This window comes from Bacillus cereus group sp. MS39, from assembly GCF_040448665.1.
Classification (GTDB): Bacteria; Bacillota; Bacilli; order Bacillales; family Bacillaceae_G; genus Bacillus_A; species Bacillus_A wiedmannii.
The window spans coordinates 3496539-3513431 of record NZ_CP123058.1 but is presented as its reverse complement, the minus strand read 5'-3'; the positions used below and the strand labels follow the sequence as shown (position 1 = coordinate 3513431).

The following is a 16893-nucleotide window of genomic DNA, read 5'->3' as shown; positions in this document are numbered from 1 at the left end:
GGCGTGTTTGACTCTATCAGAAAGTAAAGTATGGGGAGGATCACAATGTCGATGAAAAAACGTAAATGGCTAAGAATGGTGGCTACTGGTTGTGTGTTAGGTTCGTTATTAATAACGGCAGCTTGTTCAGGAAAGAAAACAAGTACTGAGGATGAAAAGACGATTAAGGTAGGGGTTCTTGCTTCATTAACAGGTCCATTAGAATCATATGGAAAACAAACAGTGAACGGATTTGAATTAGGGTTAGACTATGCAACTGGTGGAACTGGCAAAGTTGAAGGGAAGAAGATTAAGTTTGTTGTAGAAGATACGGAAACGAAAGCTGATGTAGCGGTTAAAAAAGCTACGAAGTTATTAGAAGAAGAGAAGGTCGATTTTTTAGTCGGATCGTCTAGTTCAAGTGATACATTAGCTGTTCTACCACTAGCTGAAGAATATGAAAAAATAATGGTTGTAGAACCAGCAGTAGCTGATAGTATTACCGGGAAGAACTGGAATAAATATATTTTTAGAACAGGTAGAAATTCATCTCAAGATGCAGTCGCTGGTGCGGCGGCAATTGCTAAAAAAGATGTGAAAATAGCAACGTTAGCACAAGATAATGCTTACGGCCGTGAGGGAATTGCGGCATTTAAAGCGGGAGCGAAGAAATTAGGTGCGAATATTGTAAACGAGCAATATGCTGATACGAATTCGACTGACTTCACTGCAAATATTCAAAATATCATTAGCTCAAAACCGGATTATTTATTTATCGTTTGGGCAGGGGCAAATTCACCTTGGAAACAGTTGAAGGATATGAATGTGGAAGCGCAAGGTATTAAAATTTCTACAGGTGCACCAGATATACCGGCATTAAAAACGATGGATGCGTTAGTAGGAATGCAAGGTTTTTCTGTTTATTATCATACACTCCCGAAAAATAAGGTGAATGATTGGTTAGTGGAAGAACATAAAAAACGATTTAATGGTGCGGTGCCAGATTTATTTACAGCAGGAGGAATGTCAGCGGCAATTTCTATTGTAGAAGCTTTAAAGAAATCAAAAGGTGATACAGATGTAGATACATTAATTAAGAAAATGGAAGGAATGGAATTTGATACACCGAAAGGAAAGATGAAGTTTAGAGAAAAGGATCACCAAGCGATGCAGACACTGTATTCTATCACATTGAAAAAGCAGGGTGGTGTTGATTATCCAGTGCCAGTATTAGAGCGAGAATTAACGATGAAAGAGACAGAACCACCAGTTCAAAATAAATAGACTGAATTTTCTGTTGTTTTTGTATAAAGAGGGGCACACCCTCTTTATACGTATTTCTTTCATACTTAAAGCTTTAAAGGGAGGGATTTTGTGACACATTTGCTTGAAACGAAAAATCTTAGCGTATCTTTTGGCGAGCATCATGTTATTAAGGGTGTGAATTTGACAGTACAAAAAGGAAAGCTAATTTCCATTATTGGACCAAATGGTGCAGGAAAGACAACGTTATTTAATTTACTAAGTGGACAAATTTCTCCAACGAAGGGTGAAGTATATTTTAAAGGACAAGAGATTACAAATTTATCAATTTCAGATCGAACTCGATTAGGAATTGGTCGTTCTTTTCAACTTACAAATATATTTCCAGAGTTAACGGTACTTGAAAATGTGCGTTTAAGTGTTCAATCATTCGTGCAAGATTACTATAGTTTTTTTCCAAGTTCGGCAAAATTTAAGCAACAAGTTGGAGAGGCGAGACGTTTCTTAAAAACAGTATTACTTCAGGAGAAAGAACATGTATTAGCGAAAGATTTAGCACATGGAGAAAAACGAAAGCTAGAGCTTGCGATGTTATTAGCTTTAAAAACGGATGTGTTACTACTTGATGAGCCGACGGCAGGTATATCAGTTGAAGAGGTACCGGCTATTTTACAAGTGATTGAAAACATTAAGAAACATCCAGAGAGTACAATTGTACTTATTGAACACAAAATGGATATGGTACTAGGTTTGTCAGACCATCTTATCGTTTTATTTCATGGAGAGTTATTGGCTGAAGGATTGCCAGAAGAAATGATGAAAGATGAGCGTGTACAAAGTGCTTATTTAGGGGGATTATATAGTGGCACTATTACAAGTGAATAATATAGAGACGTATTTAGATCAGTTTCATATTTTACAAGGGGTATCTCTTGCTGTTGAAAAAGGAACGATTACTGTACTGTTTGGAAGAAATGGGGCAGGGAAGACTACGACATTACGTTCGGTTATGGGATTTCATCATATCGCACATGGTGAAATTTATTACGATAGTACACAAGTAAATGGATTATCTACACATTTAATTTCAAGGAAAGGAATAGGGTATGTACCAGAAAATCAAGGTATTTTTCACGATCTGACAGTAGAAGAAACATTCGCTCTTGCTAGAGGTAAGGGTGAAGAAGCGGAAGAAAAAATAGAATGGATGCTTGAACTATTTCCAGATTTAAAGCAATTTTGGCACAAAAAAAGCGGACTCCTAAGTGGAGGACAAAAGCAAATGTTAGCAATTTCAAGAGCATTTATTAATAGTGATGGTTTACTACTTATTGATGAGCCGAGTAAAGGCTTGTCCCCCATTATGATAGAAAAATTAATGATAGCTATTTTGAAAATGAAGGAGAAAACAACAGTTTTACTCGTTGAACAAAATTTTATAATGGCTAGTCAAATTGGTGATTACTTTTATATTATGGATAACGGAAAAATTGTTCATAACGGTTTTATGCATGAATTAAAAGAGGATAAGGAAATGTGTCATAAATATTTAGGGATCTCTTAACATGAATCCGGGGTGAGAAGGATGGATGTGTTAATCAATTTATTTGTAAATGGGATTTCAACAGGGATGCTCATTTTTTTATTAGCATCAGGTCTTTCGCTTATTTTCGGTTTGATGAGTGTTCTAAACTTCGCACATGGTGGTTTATTTGCGTGGGGAGCGTTTACAGGTGTTTGGCTATTCAATATGACAGGTAGTTACGTATTAGCTTTAATTGGAGCAATAGCTATGGGAATGTTCCTTGGATTCATTTTAGAAAGATTCCTTATTAGACCGGTATATGGAAATCACGTTCGCCAGCTTCTTGTTACGCTTGGAGGAATGCTTGTACTTAGTGAATGTATTAAAGTATTTTGGGGACCGAATCCAATTGGTGCAAAGTTACCGTTATGGCTACAAGGAAGTTTTACATTTGGAGGCGTTATATTAATTAAATACCGTCTATTCGTTATTTTAATTGGGATTATCATTTATATTGCCTTACTATTATTGCTCAAAAGAACAAAGGTAGGTCTTATGATACGCGCAGGCGTAATGGATAAAGAGATGGTTCAAGCCCTCGGTATTAACGTAAAAGCGATATTTTCTTTCGTCTTTTTATTAGGCGCAGGAATGGCAGCGTTGGGAGGCTTCTTATTAGCACCGTATTCAGGCGTTATTTTCGCCGAGATGGGTATGCAGTATGCGATTTTGGCTTTCATAGTAGTAATCATTGGAGGGTTAGGAAGCGTACAAGGTTCAGCAATCGCTTCTTTAATTGTCGGATTAGCGGGTGCTTTTACAGCGTATTTTATACCGGATTTATCACTTGCAATCAATATGTTAATGTTACTATTTTTCTTAATAGTGAAGCCAACTGGTCTTGTTGGTGAAAAGGGGTGAAATGGTGAACAGCACATCAAATCGAATTAAAGTATACTTCGGAGTATTTATGCTCATTTGTTTAAGTGTATTTCCATTCGTAAATGATTCACGGAGCTTGTTAATTTTGTTCACTCAAATCTTCATCTTTGCTATTTTTGCAATGAGTTTTGATGTATTGCTTGGATATACAGGAATTGTATCGTTCGGTCACTGTATGTTCTTTGGAATAGGAGCATATGGCGTAGCGCTTTTATTTGATCGGCAAGGAGTATCCATAACGAATTTTTTTATAGGGATAGTAGCTGCAATTATCATTTCAGCCATTGTTAGTTATATAATCGGTTTGCTTTCTTTACGGCTGAAAAGTCATTTTTATGCAATGTTAACACTTGCTATTTCACAGTTATTTTTCGTACTTGCTGAAAAGTGGCGCGGGCTTACTCATGGAGGGGATGGTTTTACATTTGGTGTACCAGACTTATTCCGTGATCGTTTTAACTTTTATTATGTAACCCTTATATGTTTAATTGTCATTTTTATTCTGTTACGTCTTTTCACCAAATCTTCTATTGGAAAAGTATTAAAGGCAATTTCACAAAATGAACAACGTGTTGAAGCTCTAGGATATAAAGTGCTTCATTATAAAATTATTGCTAGCATTGTTGCAGGAGTAGTAGCTGCGATTAGCGGTGGTTTATTTGTTATCACATTGCGTTTTGTTAATACGACAGTATTTTCAATTGAAATGACATTAAATGCATTGTTGATGGCGATGATTGGCGGAGTTGGAACGTTAATTGGAGCGATTGCTGGAGCTGGAATTATTGAATCACTGAAATATTATTTATCAGAACTAGCCACAGAGTTTCCGATTTTTGAACGATGGACGATTATTCTCGGTTTATTGTACATTATCGTATTGCTAGTTTTCCCGAAAGGATTAGTTGGCACGGTTAAGGGACTGAAGAGTATGAAACGGAATAAGAAGGAGAAAAGTGCAGAAGTGGAGCAAAATGTGTGAAAAATCAATTGTATAGATTATGAAAATCCCTCTTTTAGATTCGTAAAGGAGGGATTTTTATTGGCGTATGTAATTAGTTAATTTGATAGCTCTTCTATTAATCAAATAGTTCATCAGGGATTTGTTTTAAAGAGTTATGATTTGTAAAAAAATAAACAGCTAATTTCTCAACTGGAATATCTTCAATTGGTTCCAATTTATCCTTTCTAATCGGTAAAAAGGCTATTCCATTGCCATCGTTTATAAAATCTTCAATGAGTGAATAAGAATCTAATTGTTGAAGTTGATGCTGAGATAGATTATTTTCTTTTAGAAATTGTATCGTTCTATTTCTAAAAGGGCACTTTTTGTCATTGCTAACGAAGAAGAGTTCCTTTGAAAAGTCAATGGTACACTTTTCTTTCGCTTTTAATAAGCCTATAGAAATTGAAGTGGAAAATACTTTTTTAAACGCTGTGTCCGGGTAATCCTCATAAGTAATGACCATATCAACTTTTTGTTGCTGCAGTAATTTTTGCAAATGACTACTATTTTCTACATATATTTGATAATTCCTGAAATTTTCTTTAATGCGCTTACTTAAATAATTAGTCAAAATAGATTGTGACGTCGCGATTATATAAGAAGAACCACTCATTTTAATTTGATCTTTCGCTTCTTCTACTAGAGTTAATATTTGATTCGTGTAGTCTAATAAAATGTCACCAGAAGGTAGTAAGGAAACGCCTTTGTTATCTCTATGTAGTAAAGGTGTTTCTAACTCTTGTTCTAATTTTTTGATTCGCTCAGTTACGTTTGGTTGAACATACCCTAACTCTTTCGCAGCTTTACTAATAGAACCTTCGCTAGCTACAGTTTTGAATATAATAAGATCATTTATTTCCATTTATCACAGCCCCTTATACGATATCATTATAAATGATACCAAACATAATTTATACCTATTTTACGTTAGTCAATCATCCCCTTATCATTGTGTATATAAGATGGAAAGTGAGTGATAAACATGATTGGAATGCAATATAAGGTCATTTTGCCAAAAGATTATGATATGGAGATTATTAGGAAAAGGGTAGAGGATAATGGGTATAAAACGGATGGTTTTCAAGAATTGAATTTCAAAGCATATTTAATGACTGAGGCAGGTAAGCATGGGAATTTCTATAACTGTTATGCACCTTTATATATTTGGAATGGTCATGAAGGGATGAATAAATTTATTTTTGAAGGGTATTACGATAATATTTTACAATCGTTTGGGTGGCAACAAATAAATATAGGTGTTCCATTAGTTGTTAATCTAAGTGATGATTTTAAAAAATGCAGATATGTTGTCGAATATACGGGGAGTATCCCTCAAAAGAATTCATTGATTGGGACTCAATTTAACATTTTGAATAAGAATGACCAGAATACAGAAAATTGTAAAGGGAATGTAATAGTGTATAACCCAGATAAGTGGGGATATAGTCAGTTTGAATTTTATGAAGTAAAGCCTGAAATTGAAGAGATGGAGGATATTACAATATATGAGGTTTTACACATTTCACAGTAGATGCGGAATTGAAATATAAATAAATTATTTATAAAAAATCCATGTTGATTCATGTAATAATGTTCAAAATGGATTTTTCTTAATTATCTTATGTATATTCAAAACAAATTACTGCTTTTCTTAATTCTTTATTAAAGAATAAGTAAATACGATCGGCACCATAAGCTTGAAAATAATATCCTGTAACAAATCCAACATATGTAAATGGATGTCCATATTCATCTTTTGGTACATATAGAAGATTCGTAAAGTCAAAAATTTCGTCTTCGTTATCGCAGTCTTCTAATAATTCTTTACCTTCTTCTGTCATAAAACGAACATCATTTAGGATACCATTTACCACGGGATAATTTAATCCCCAGCCATTTGTTTGTTTTTCGGCAAACTCTTCTTCTAATACTTCTACAGATGTAAATTCTTTTCCAAAGCTAGAATAAGGATAAATTTTTTGATTACGTTGAAAATATTCTTTGCGGATTTGATAATTTCTTTCATTACTCTCGTAGGCTTGTTCTATTATGTCAGAATTATTTTGTTCGATTTTGAAATAATTCCAATCCGCTTCAAATTTATATTTTCCATTAATGACATCGAACCCTAATGTATCTGCTTTCGTAAAATTTGTGTGAAATGGTTTGGTAAAATCACCAACGCAACCATCATGGATTTCTTTTGCTGACACAATATGTAACCATTCTTCTGATTCCGGTTCAACACATTGTAAATTAATAGAGCAAATGGGTAAAAAGTGTTTTTTATGCTGTTCCAAATCATCATAAAATATGTCCTCATATTCAGGAAATGGTTTTATAAATCGTTTAGAAATTTGTATGTTATCCCCACCTTTTTATGATTGTTTTATTTAATTGTATCATTATATTTAGTTTTTTGTTCGCAAATTAAAAACACTCATACTTATGAGGGGGAAAGAGTACGTTAATAAGGTGTATATTTCATTTTGGAGATAATAAAATGTAACTATTTAATGATGTGAATTCCCGAACAAATTGTGTCAGAAAGCAAAAAAATGCATAATAAGGATTAGGTATTTGAGCTTACACCTTTTTACATAGAAAGGTAGACCAGATATTACACAAGTGATGCATTTGGGTATAACATATTGTTTTAAGTTAGGTGTATGAAAAATATAATTATCTCTTGCATTACTATCACTTGAGTGGTAAAGTGATAGTAAGATTCACGATAGGAAGTGATCAAACATGCGTGATAATACGATAGGGTCATTAATATGGTTACGTTTAATACGATTCACGAACCAAAGTAATCAGATGTCAAATGAGTTTTTAAAACGTTTTGATTTAACGACAGCTCAATTTGATGTTCTTTTGCAAATACGTACGTATCAGCCATTAACACAAATGGAGTTAGCTGAAAAGGTAACTGTTACACAAGGCGGTATTTCTCGAATGTTAACTCGTCTTGAAAAAGAAGGATATATTGTACGAAAACAGGATTGGAAAACGAAAACAATTAGTCTTACAGAGCAAGGGGAAGCAGCTTTAGAGAGAGCATTGCCAGAGCAACTTGCATTTCAATCTTCGTTTTTTGATGATGTATTAAATGAAGAAGAGCAAAAAATATTATACGAGCTGATGACGAAAGTTCATAAGCATAGTGAAAAAAAAGAATTACCACAAGAGTAATTTTTTTTACGAAATCAATTGACTAATCAAGTGATGTTGTAAGTAATAGAGAGATACATTTGAATTACCAACGTTTTTAGAAGAGAAACTAATACCACTTCATTAAAGGAGAGAGTAATGATGGAAAAATACCGTATGGATACAAGTAAAGGAATGGAGTTTGGATTATATTCGATTGGGGATCATGTTTTAAATCCGCATAATGGAGAGAAAATTAGTGCAGAACAAAGAATTCATGAATTAATTGAAACAGCTAAGTTAGCGGATGAAGCTGGACTGGATGTATTTGCTGTCGGTGAAAGTCATCAAACGCATTTTACGACGCAAGCTCATACAGTTATTTTAGGAGCTATTGCACAAGCTACGAAAAATATAAAAATTGCAAGTTCAGCAACGATAGTAAGTACATCTGATCCGGTACGAGTATATGAGGACTTTGCTACAATTGACTTGATTTCTAATGGACGTGCAGAAATTGTGGCTGGCCGTGGATCGCGTATTGGAGGATATAGTTTACTTGGTTATGACGTGAATGATTATGAAGAGTTATTTGAAGAGAAGATGGATCTTTTATTAAAAATTAATAATGAGGAACATGTAACATGGAATGGACAGTTCAGAGCACCACTTGCACATGCATCGGTTATTCCGAGAGCTAAAAATAATAACTTACCAATTTGGCGTGCAGTTGGTGGCCCACCAGCTAGTGCGATTAAAGCAGGACGTACAGGTGTACCAATGATGATAACAACACTAGGTGGTCCAGCTATTAACTTTAAAGGATCAGTAGATGCTTACCGTGAGGCTGCTGAGAAAAGTGGGTTTGATCCAGCAAGTTTGCCAGTTGCAACAACGAGTTTATTTTATACAGCAAAAAATTCACAAGATGCACTTAGTGAATACTATCCTCACATTAATGCTGGTATGCTTACACTACGCGGTGGTGGGTATCCGAAACACCAATTTACAAATGCAATAGATTACCGTGACGCGTTAATGGTTGGTAGTCCGCAACAAATTATTGAAAAAATGCTTTACCAATATGAATTGTTTGGGCAACAACGCTTTATGGCACAAATTGATTTTGGTGGTGTACCATTTGATAAAATTGAGAAAAACATCGAATTAATTGCTACTGAAATTTTACCGGCTGTTAGAAAACATACAGCAAAATAATATAAAAAATACCGAGAGTCTAATCGATTCTCGGTATTTTTTATGTATTAATTTAGTTTGAAAAAATGAAAAAAAAATGAATTTTTAGTCTAGAGAGAAGGAGGGTATTTTCTATTTTTGAATAACAATATTTCGTGTTTGAATTTTAAAAATACATTTTCCTCTTGACAAAAAACTAACTAATTTCTTCATTGGTTAAGAGGACATTTTTTTATAAGAAAGTCAAGTGTATAAAGAGAAAAACGATTATTTTATTGATGCGAAAGTAAGTCTTATATTAAAAAAATACATTTTATTAATGAGAAAAATCTAATTCAAAAAAATGACAAAAGACATATTTCAGACAAAATGATGTCAATAATACGTCAAAAATCAGCTGAATTTACTATGCAGGTATATTATACAATTCGATTAACGGATAAAACACTACTGAAATAGTGAAAAGGTAAATTTTATGAGAAAGTTCTTTTGTAATGATCTTGAAAACTGAAAATTTATATTTTCTAAAAGTACATAAACAAATTTATCTTTCTATATTTCTAAGGTTTGAGTTGTTTTATTAATACAATTCAATCGAAATTACGATATAAAAAATTATGAAGGAAGTGATTGTAATATGGAAACGCTCGAATTGGCACGAATACAATTCGCATCAACAACGATTTTCCATTACTTTTTTGTTCCGCTGTCTATTGGCTTAGCTTTTATCATTGCGTTAATGCAAACGTTATATGTGGTAAAGGGACAAGAAATTTATAAGAAGATGACGAAGTTTTGGACGCAAATATTCCTTGTAAACTTTGCGGTAGGTGTAGTAACTGGTATTCTACAAGAATTCCAGTTTGGTATGAACTGGTCAACCTATTCACGTTTCGTAGGTGATGTGTTTGGTCCATCACTTGCGATTGAAGGTTTATTAGCATTTTTCATTGAGTCTACATTCTTAGGTTTATGGGTATTCGGTGAGGATAAATTACCGAAGCGAATTCACCTTTTATGTATTTGGCTCCTTTCAATTGGAACAATGTTATCAGCATTTTGGATTTTAACTGCAAGTGCATTTATGCAATCGCCAGTAGGATATGAAATGGCAGCAGATGGACGTGCACAAATGAATGATTTCTTAGCAATTATCCAAAACCCACAATTATGGGTACAATTCCCGCATACAATTACAGCGGCAATTGCAACTGGTGCCTTCTTTATTGCAGGTGTGAGTGCATGGAAAATAACGAAAGCTCAAGAAACTGAAGTGTTTAAAAAATCGTTCCGCATTTCTATCATTGTTGGAACACTTACGACAGCGCTTGTATTATTCTTCGGTCATGCGCAAGCACAACAATTAATTAAGACACATCCAATGAAAATGGCAGCAGCTGAAGCGTTATGGAATACGAGTGAGGATCCAGCGCCATTTACAGTATTTGCGAAAATTGATGCAGAGAAGCAAGAAAATTCGTTTGAAATTCAAATCCCTTATATGCTAAGTCTATTATCATTTGATAAATTTAGTGGTCAAGTAGAAGGAATGAATCAAATTCAAAAACAATATGAAGAAAAATATGGGCCTGGAGATTATATACCACCAGTACACACTATGTTCTGGAGTTTTAGAGCGATGGTAATGAGTGGAACATTTATGCTTCTTCTAGGAGCATACGGATGGTTCTTATCAAGAAAAGATCGTTTAGTTGAAAAAACTTGGTATTTAAAATTAATGGTGTATGCAATTGCACTACCGTTTATCGGTAATACAGTAGGATGGATTATGACTGAAATGGGACGTCAGCCTTGGGTAGTTTTCGGTGTTATGAAAACGGAAGATGCTGTATCTCCAAATGTTACGTTCGGAGAAGTATTATTCTCTTTAGTTTCATTCACATCACTATATTTAATTATAGGAGGAATTACTGTTTACTTATTCGTTCGTGTCATTAAAGGACATGAAAATAAGAAAACGAAACAGGATTCTCAAAGCCATGATCCATTTGATAAGGAGGAAGAGTATGTTATCTCTTAATGAGTTGTGGTTTATCATTATTGCAATTTTATTCGTAGGCTTCTTTGTACTTGAAGGTTTCGATTTCGGTGTAGGTATAGTTTCAAGGTTTTTAGGGGAAAACGATTTAGAGAAAAGAATATATTTAAATACAATTGGTCCATTTTGGCACGCGAATGAAGTATGGCTTGTTTGTGCTGGTGGAGCTATGTTCGCGGCATTCCCACACTGGTATGCAACTTTATTTAGCGGATTTTACATTCCGTTTGTATTTATGCTTCTTGCTTTAATTATAAGAGGGGTTTCCTTTAAATTCCGTGCGAAAATAGACAATCATAAATGGAAAGGTTTTTGGGATTGGGGTATGTTTTTAGGAAGTTTACTACCGCCTGTTCTTTGGGGAGTTGCAATTGCTAACTTTATGGTAGGTATTCCAATTGATGAAACTAAAAATGCTGTAGGTGGATTCTTACCGTTACTTCATCCATTTGCATTACTTGGAGGAGTTGTGTTCCTTCTGTTATGTATTGTTCACGGGTTGCAATTCCTTACTATTCGTACAACTGGTAAGTTAAGAGAACGTGCACGTATTGCTGCAATGAAAATTGCGCCATTCTCAATTATAGCACTCCTTATTTTTGCCGGATTAGGATTATGGAAAACAGATATTTTCACTGCCCATGGTACAGAGTGGATTATGGTTCCGATTGGAGCTTTTGTAGCATTATGTACGTCAACATTATTAAATAAAAGAAGAAGAGATGGTTGGGCTTTCTTTATGACGAGTTTAACAATCATTTTACTAAGTGCGAGTGTGTTTATCGGCATGTTCCCACGTGTCTTAATTAGCTCGTTAGGGTCAATATACGATTTAACAATTTATAATGCAGCATCGGGAGATTATGCACTAAAACTGATGACGTATTTTTCAATTGCTATATTGCCATTTGTTTTGGGAAGTCAAATATGGAGTTTCTATGTGTTTAGACAACCTGTTAAGTCAGATAAAGATTTGGAGTACTAATGAAAAGAAAAAGAGGACTTCCATCGTATCCTGGTAGCCGAGTTTTATATGTAGTGTTAACAATCATTAGCATTTTAGAAGCTATAAGTATTATTGGGCAAACAGTGTTTTTAGCACGGGCTATTACGTTTTTATTTCAAGGAGAAACAGTGCAATCTGTGTTAAATGAAACGGTTTATTTTGGAATCACGTTTGCAGTACGTCATATGCTAGTTCGAATTTCGCAAATATTAGTGGAACGTTTCGCTGAAAAAACAGGATCGCTACTGCGAAAACAATTAATAGAGGCGTATTTCACATTAGGTCCACGATATGTTCAAACTGCTGGAACAGGTCATCTGGTTACCTTATCGATTGAAGGTATTGAGAAATTTAAAACATATATTGAATTAACAATTCCTAAAATGATTAGAAGTAGTATTGTACCGGGACTAATTGTACTATATGTTTTCACGCTAGATATTGAGTCTGGAATCATTTTAGTTGTAACGATTCCTATCGTAATTATATTTATGATCCTACTAGGATTAGCAGCGCAAAAGATGGCGGATAGTCAGTATGAGTCGTATCGTGTACTTTCTAATCATTTTGTAGATACGTTAAAAGGATTAGAAACATTAAAGTATTTAGGTAAAAGTAAACAGCACGAAGGAAAGATTGAAAAAGTAAGTAAAAGATATAGAAAAGCAACGATGCGTACTTTGCGAGTTGCTTTTCTTTCTTCTTTTGCATTAGATTTCTTTACGAGCTTATCAATCGCATTTGTGGCAGTCGGATTAGGGATACGTTTAATAGATGGGACAATTGTACTATTGCCAGCCCTTACGATTTTAATTTTAGCTCCAGAATATTTTCTGCCGATTAAACAAGTTGGAGCGAATTATCATGCTACGTTAGATGGACAACTTGCAATGGAGCAAATAGAAGAGATTTTACAGCAACAAAAAGAAATAGGAACGAAAGAATCTAATGTAGGTTTAATATGGAATGCCTCTAGTAACTTGAAATTACAAGATGTAAAAGTAAAGAATAATGAATCTGAAAAAGCTATATTAGAGGGAATTGATTTTACTTGGAAAGGCACCGGCACTATAGGTGTAATTGGTGAAAGTGGGGCAGGGAAATCGACGTTAATTGACGTATTAGCAGGATTTTTAACTCCTTCGGGTGGAAAGCTGATAATAAATGGTGTGAAAATTGACGGGTCTACTCGAGAAGATTGGCAAAAGAATATTGCTTATATTCCACAGCAACCTTATATTTTCCCGCTTTCATTAAAAGATAACATTTGTTTCTATGAAACAAATACAACTGATGCAGAAGTGGAAAGAGTTATTAATGAAGTTGGTCTTCGTTCACTCGTTACATCGCTTCCGAACGGGATGTATGAAAGAATTGGAGAAGGTGGACGTATGCTTAGTGGCGGGCAAGAACAACGTGTCGCTATGGCGCGTGCACTTTTAAGCAAAAAGCCAATTATTTTATTAGACGAGCCTACAGCACATCTTGATATTGAAACTGAATTTGAAATAAAGCAAGCGATGTTACGTCTGTTTGAAGGTAAGCTAGTATTTCTTGCAACACATCGTCTTCACTGGATGAAACAGATGGATCATATTCTTATTTTAAATAAAGGGGAAATGATAGAAAGCGGAACGTATGAAGAACTTTTAAAGAATGAGGCATTACATTTTCACAGGAAAGAGAGGGGATAGAGATGAGTAACTGGATTAAACCTTATATACAGCAAAATAAAGGTAGAATGACTTTAACTATTTTCCTTGGTCTTCTTGGAGTTAGTTCAGGTGCGATGTTACTTTTCATTTCAGGTTATTTAATCTCTAAATCTGCTCTTAGACCAGAAAATGTAATGGCTGTATATGTTCCTATCGTTGCAACACGTGCGTTTAGTATAGGACAAGCGGTATTTCATTATTTAGAGCGTTTAGTTGGACACGATGTCGTACTACGCATATTAGAAAAGATGAGAACGAAACTATATAGAATAGTAGAACCGCAGGCGTTATTTTTCCGCTCACGATTTCAAACGGGCGATATGTTAGGTATATTATCCGAAGATATAGAGCATTTGCAAAACCTATATTTACGTACAATATTTCCTAGTCTATTAGCATTAGTTGTATATAGCATATTCGTACTTGTTATCGGTGCATTTGACGTAGTATTTGCACTTATTGCAGCAAGTATGTTGGCTATTATCGTCTTTCTGCTTCCGTTTGTATCATTACTTTTAATGAAGCAACATCATGTTACTTTAAAACAAGGAAGAAGCCGTTTGTATCAACAATTAACAGACGCTGTTTTTGGATTATCAGATTGGCAAGCAAGTGGTAGAAAAGATGAATTCATTGATAAGTATGTAGAGCAAAATGCTCAGTTGTTAAAAACGGAAAAAAGAATGAAGCGCTGGAATCATATTCGGGACAGTATCATTCAATTAGTAGTGGGGATTGTAGTTATTTCAATGATCATATGGACTGGAAATGAGGCGGCAAGTGAACAGATTGCACCTACCGTTATTGCGGCTTTCGTCTTAATGACGTTATCAGTCACAAACGCGCTTATTCCTCTTTCAGATGCTATAGATCGAATTCCATCATATGTAGAATCTGCTCATCGTCTAATTAAAGTAGAAGCTAATGATGTTTTACAGGATGAAAAGGAATTACATAAGGATAAAGATTATGTTGCATCAAAACATATAGACATTGAAGTAAATAATGTATCGTATAGTTACCCAGATAGTAATGAATTTGTATTGAAAGAAGTATCACTGCAAATAAAGGCAGGAAAGAAAATTGCCATTTTAGGAAGAAGTGGAACAGGAAAATCTACTTTGTTAAAATTGTTAGCAGGTGCGCTAAGCCCGTTGCATGGTGAAGTTTTATTGCATAGTGAACATGCTCATACGAATCTTTTATCAAAATATATTTCTGTATTGAATCAAAAACCGCATTTATTCGATACGACAATTGGAAATAATGTGCGAATCGGTAAACCAGAGGCTACGGATGAAGAGATATGGACAGCTTTAGAGAAAGCACAATTAGCTTCGCATATAGCTTCTCTTCCAGATGGATTGCAAACAAAAATGCATGAAATGGGGAAAAGGTTTTCTGGTGGAGAAAGACAACGGGTTGCTTTTGCTAGAACGCTAATGCAAGAGGCTCCAATTATTGTACTTGATGAACCTACGATCGGCTTAGATCCAAAGACAGAACTATCTTTAATAGAAACAATGTTTTCTGCAACAGAAGAAAAGACTGTTATTTGGATTACACACCACCTTGTAGGAATTGAACATGTAGATGAAGTTATATTCCTTGATCGTGGTCAAATTGTGATGCAAGGCAGTCATGAACAACTTCTGAAAGAAAACGAGAAGTATCGAAAGCTTTATGAGTTAGATAAAGGAATATAGTTTGAATAAGTAATAATTGTAAAAATAGCTACGCCAAATGGTGGAGCTATTTTTGTTTTGAAATGAATATTCTATTCTTTTTTAATGTTGGATTGCAGATGTATATGATCATTATGAATGAAAAATGAATTTCATATTATACATATAATGGAGGGGGATATACATGAAGGAGCAGTATAAAATTATTGTTTTAAGTGATGAAGTATCAGGGGCAAGGATTCAAAATGCATTAGACAAAAATAAATGTAAAACAATCGTTCATATTGTAGACGTTTCAACTATTGTTCGTATAGAAAATTCTTTTCAATATATAGTCATTTGGAGAGTGGACGCAGAAAAACTTACAAATGAATTGATAAACAAGGGCGTGCAAAGTACAAAAATTATTAATTTAACAAAATACATGTATGAATGGAGGAATAAATTAATTTCTATATATCAAATAAATCCGGATCTTATGTTTTTATACATGTCTATGAAAAAAGTAAAGAGTGATCCCACATATGAATTGTTTGCTACCGGTTTGTCTTATCCGCATTGTGGCATAAGTACGGAGCTCCTCTCAAAAAAGTCAATAAAATTAACACTTCCATCGCAAGATCTATACTATGATTATTTAATAGCGTCACAACTTCTATCAAACGATCATTCATTTCAATATTGTTTGATAGGAATAGCCTATTTCTCTTTTTACTTTGACATGTCGTTATCATCTGAAGCATATAGAATTCACAAAGTATATTATCCATTGTTTCAAGACGGTCATCATACTGTAGTTCATGCTCCTCTACCTACTGATGGATTCTCACATCTAGATAGTCCGAAACCACTTTTTTCTATTTTTAATTTGCATTTTGAATATATTTTATTAGACGAACTAAAAGATGAATCATTGATACTACCTTGGATAAATGCTGAATGGAATACCACTCCCCTTCATATTCCTTTTGAAGAACATGGGAAAATGAGAGCAGCTTCACATGCTAAATTGTCGTATCCTCATACTTTAGTTGAAAATAAAACGATTTTTAAAACATATTTAGAATTACTGTTAAAAAATGATATAAAGCCACTAATTGTTGTCTTCCCTGTTACTTCACATTATTTCAATTGTAGTAGTAAGAAATTAAAAGAAGATTTTTATAAAGTTATAAATGATTTTCAAGCACAATATTCTTTTCAAACCATAGATCTATTTGATTCACCATTATTTTGTGATGAAGATTTTTATGATAGTGATCATATGAATAAAAAAGGTGCAAATAAAATGTCCGCGTTATTAAATATGTTTATTCAGGAACGAAAAGTATGATATTTCGATTCATATTTGCATAAAAGTATA

At 34.1% G+C, this 16893-nt stretch carries 15 protein-coding genes; 13 read left to right on the top strand and 2 right to left on the bottom strand.

The features are described 5' to 3' along the window. The first annotated feature begins 45 nt into the window (after positions 1-45). From QEP67_RS18370 to QEP67_RS18350, 5 genes are all read left to right on the top strand, one after another. Positions 46-1263: a substrate-binding domain-containing protein gene (locus tag QEP67_RS18370; RefSeq protein WP_000062026.1), complete on the top strand. Its 1218-nt coding sequence runs from the start codon at positions 46-48 to the stop codon at positions 1261-1263. A 90-nt stretch (positions 1264-1353) separates the two neighbouring features. Continuing rightward, positions 1354-2127: an ABC transporter ATP-binding protein gene (locus tag QEP67_RS18365; protein WP_064459874.1), complete on the top strand. Its 774-nt coding sequence runs from the start codon at positions 1354-1356 to the stop codon at positions 2125-2127. Further along, positions 2105-2806, top strand: a complete 702-nt coding sequence (locus QEP67_RS18360) for an ABC transporter ATP-binding protein (protein WP_001196691.1) — start codon at positions 2105-2107, stop codon at positions 2804-2806. Before QEP67_RS18365 ends, QEP67_RS18360 begins: the two co-directional genes overlap by 23 nt. A 21-nt stretch (positions 2807-2827) precedes the next feature. Beyond that, positions 2828-3688: a branched-chain amino acid ABC transporter permease gene (locus QEP67_RS18355; protein WP_000382794.1), complete on the top strand. Its 861-nt coding sequence runs from the start codon at positions 2828-2830 to the stop codon at positions 3686-3688. A gap of 49 nt (positions 3689-3737) precedes the next feature. Further along, on the top strand, positions 3738-4691 hold the full coding sequence (locus QEP67_RS18350) for a branched-chain amino acid ABC transporter permease (RefSeq protein ID WP_002108516.1): 954 nt from the start codon (positions 3738-3740) through the stop codon (positions 4689-4691). A gap of 97 nt (positions 4692-4788) precedes the next feature. On the opposite strand, the gene QEP67_RS18345 is transcribed toward QEP67_RS18350, so the two are convergent. Then, positions 4789-5577, bottom strand: a complete 789-nt coding sequence (locus QEP67_RS18345; RefSeq protein WP_000405014.1) for a LysR family transcriptional regulator — start codon at positions 5575-5577, stop codon at positions 4789-4791. A gap of 120 nt (positions 5578-5697) precedes the next feature. On the opposite strand from QEP67_RS18345, the gene QEP67_RS18340 reads away from it, so the two are divergent. Beyond that, positions 5698-6246 (top strand): DUF4865 family protein, encoded by a 549-nt coding sequence (locus QEP67_RS18340; protein ID WP_000579914.1) that lies wholly within the window; start codon positions 5698-5700, stop codon positions 6244-6246. An 88-nt stretch (positions 6247-6334) separates the two neighbouring features. Here QEP67_RS18340 and QEP67_RS18335 read toward each other — a convergent pair whose 3' ends face one another. Continuing rightward, positions 6335-7078: a hypothetical protein gene (locus QEP67_RS18335; protein WP_033658774.1), complete on the bottom strand. Its 744-nt coding sequence runs from the start codon at positions 7076-7078 to the stop codon at positions 6335-6337. 388 nt (positions 7079-7466) lie between these two features. On the opposite strand from QEP67_RS18335, the gene QEP67_RS18330 reads away from it, so the two are divergent. The 7 genes from QEP67_RS18330 (at position 7467) to QEP67_RS18300 (ending at position 16863) form a co-directional block, all read left to right on the top strand. Further along, complete coding sequence (locus QEP67_RS18330; protein ID WP_001205523.1) at positions 7467-7910, top strand: MarR family transcriptional regulator; 444 nt, start codon at positions 7467-7469, stop codon at positions 7908-7910. Between the two features lie 120 nt (positions 7911-8030). Further along, entirely contained in the window at positions 8031-9086 is a 1056-nt protein-coding gene (locus QEP67_RS18325; RefSeq protein WP_000417580.1) for an LLM class flavin-dependent oxidoreductase, read from the top strand. Positions 9087-9702: 616 nt separating this feature from the next. Beyond that, the gene (cydA, locus tag QEP67_RS18320; RefSeq protein WP_048566561.1) at positions 9703-11106 is read left to right on the top strand and encodes a cytochrome ubiquinol oxidase subunit I; all 1404 of its coding nucleotides are present in this window, start codon (positions 9703-9705) and stop codon (positions 11104-11106) included. Continuing rightward, the gene (cydB, locus tag QEP67_RS18315) at positions 11093-12109 is read left to right on the top strand and encodes a cytochrome d ubiquinol oxidase subunit II (RefSeq protein ID WP_353706358.1); all 1017 of its coding nucleotides are present in this window, start codon (positions 11093-11095) and stop codon (positions 12107-12109) included. Before cydA ends, cydB begins: the two co-directional genes overlap by 14 nt. Continuing rightward, positions 12109-13824 (top strand): thiol reductant ABC exporter subunit CydD, encoded by a 1716-nt coding sequence (gene cydD / locus QEP67_RS18310; RefSeq protein ID WP_353706357.1) that lies wholly within the window; start codon positions 12109-12111, stop codon positions 13822-13824. The genes cydB and cydD overlap by 1 nt, the downstream gene beginning before the upstream one ends. A 2-nt stretch (positions 13825-13826) precedes the next feature. Continuing rightward, the gene (cydC, locus tag QEP67_RS18305; protein ID WP_000073469.1) at positions 13827-15551 is read left to right on the top strand and encodes a thiol reductant ABC exporter subunit CydC; all 1725 of its coding nucleotides are present in this window, start codon (positions 13827-13829) and stop codon (positions 15549-15551) included. Between the two features lie 163 nt (positions 15552-15714). Beyond that, complete coding sequence (locus tag QEP67_RS18300) at positions 15715-16863, top strand: hypothetical protein (protein WP_000664275.1); 1149 nt, start codon at positions 15715-15717, stop codon at positions 16861-16863. Positions 16864-16893 lie beyond the last annotated feature (30 nt).

What these genes read in the sequence shown, in the direction of transcription:
- QEP67_RS18325 (WP_000417580.1), top strand. Translation starts at nt 8,031, where the DNA reads ATGGAAAAATACCGTATGGATACAAGTAAAGGAATGGAGTTTGGATTA.
- QEP67_RS18300 (WP_000664275.1), top strand. Translation starts at nt 15,715, where the DNA reads ATGAAGGAGCAGTATAAAATTATTGTTTTAAGTGATGAAGTATCAGGG.
- cydD (WP_353706357.1), top strand. Translation starts at nt 12,109, where the DNA reads ATGAAAAGAAAAAGAGGACTTCCATCGTATCCTGGTAGCCGAGTTTTA.
- QEP67_RS18350 (WP_002108516.1), top strand. Translation starts at nt 3,738, where the DNA reads ATGCTCATTTGTTTAAGTGTATTTCCATTCGTAAATGATTCACGGAGC.
- cydC (WP_000073469.1), top strand. Translation starts at nt 13,827, where the DNA reads ATGAGTAACTGGATTAAACCTTATATACAGCAAAATAAAGGTAGAATG.
- cydA (WP_048566561.1), top strand. Translation starts at nt 9,703, where the DNA reads ATGGAAACGCTCGAATTGGCACGAATACAATTCGCATCAACAACGATT.
- QEP67_RS18330 (WP_001205523.1), top strand. Translation starts at nt 7,467, where the DNA reads ATGCGTGATAATACGATAGGGTCATTAATATGGTTACGTTTAATACGA.
- QEP67_RS18345 (WP_000405014.1), bottom strand. Translation starts at nt 5,577, where the DNA reads ATGGAAATAAATGATCTTATTATATTCAAAACTGTAGCTAGCGAAGGT.
- QEP67_RS18370 (WP_000062026.1), top strand. Translation starts at nt 46, where the DNA reads ATGTCGATGAAAAAACGTAAATGGCTAAGAATGGTGGCTACTGGTTGT.
- QEP67_RS18355 (WP_000382794.1), top strand. Translation starts at nt 2,828, where the DNA reads ATGGATGTGTTAATCAATTTATTTGTAAATGGGATTTCAACAGGGATG.
- cydB (WP_353706358.1), top strand. Translation starts at nt 11,093, where the DNA reads ATGTTATCTCTTAATGAGTTGTGGTTTATCATTATTGCAATTTTATTC.
- QEP67_RS18340 (WP_000579914.1), top strand. Translation starts at nt 5,698, where the DNA reads ATGATTGGAATGCAATATAAGGTCATTTTGCCAAAAGATTATGATATG.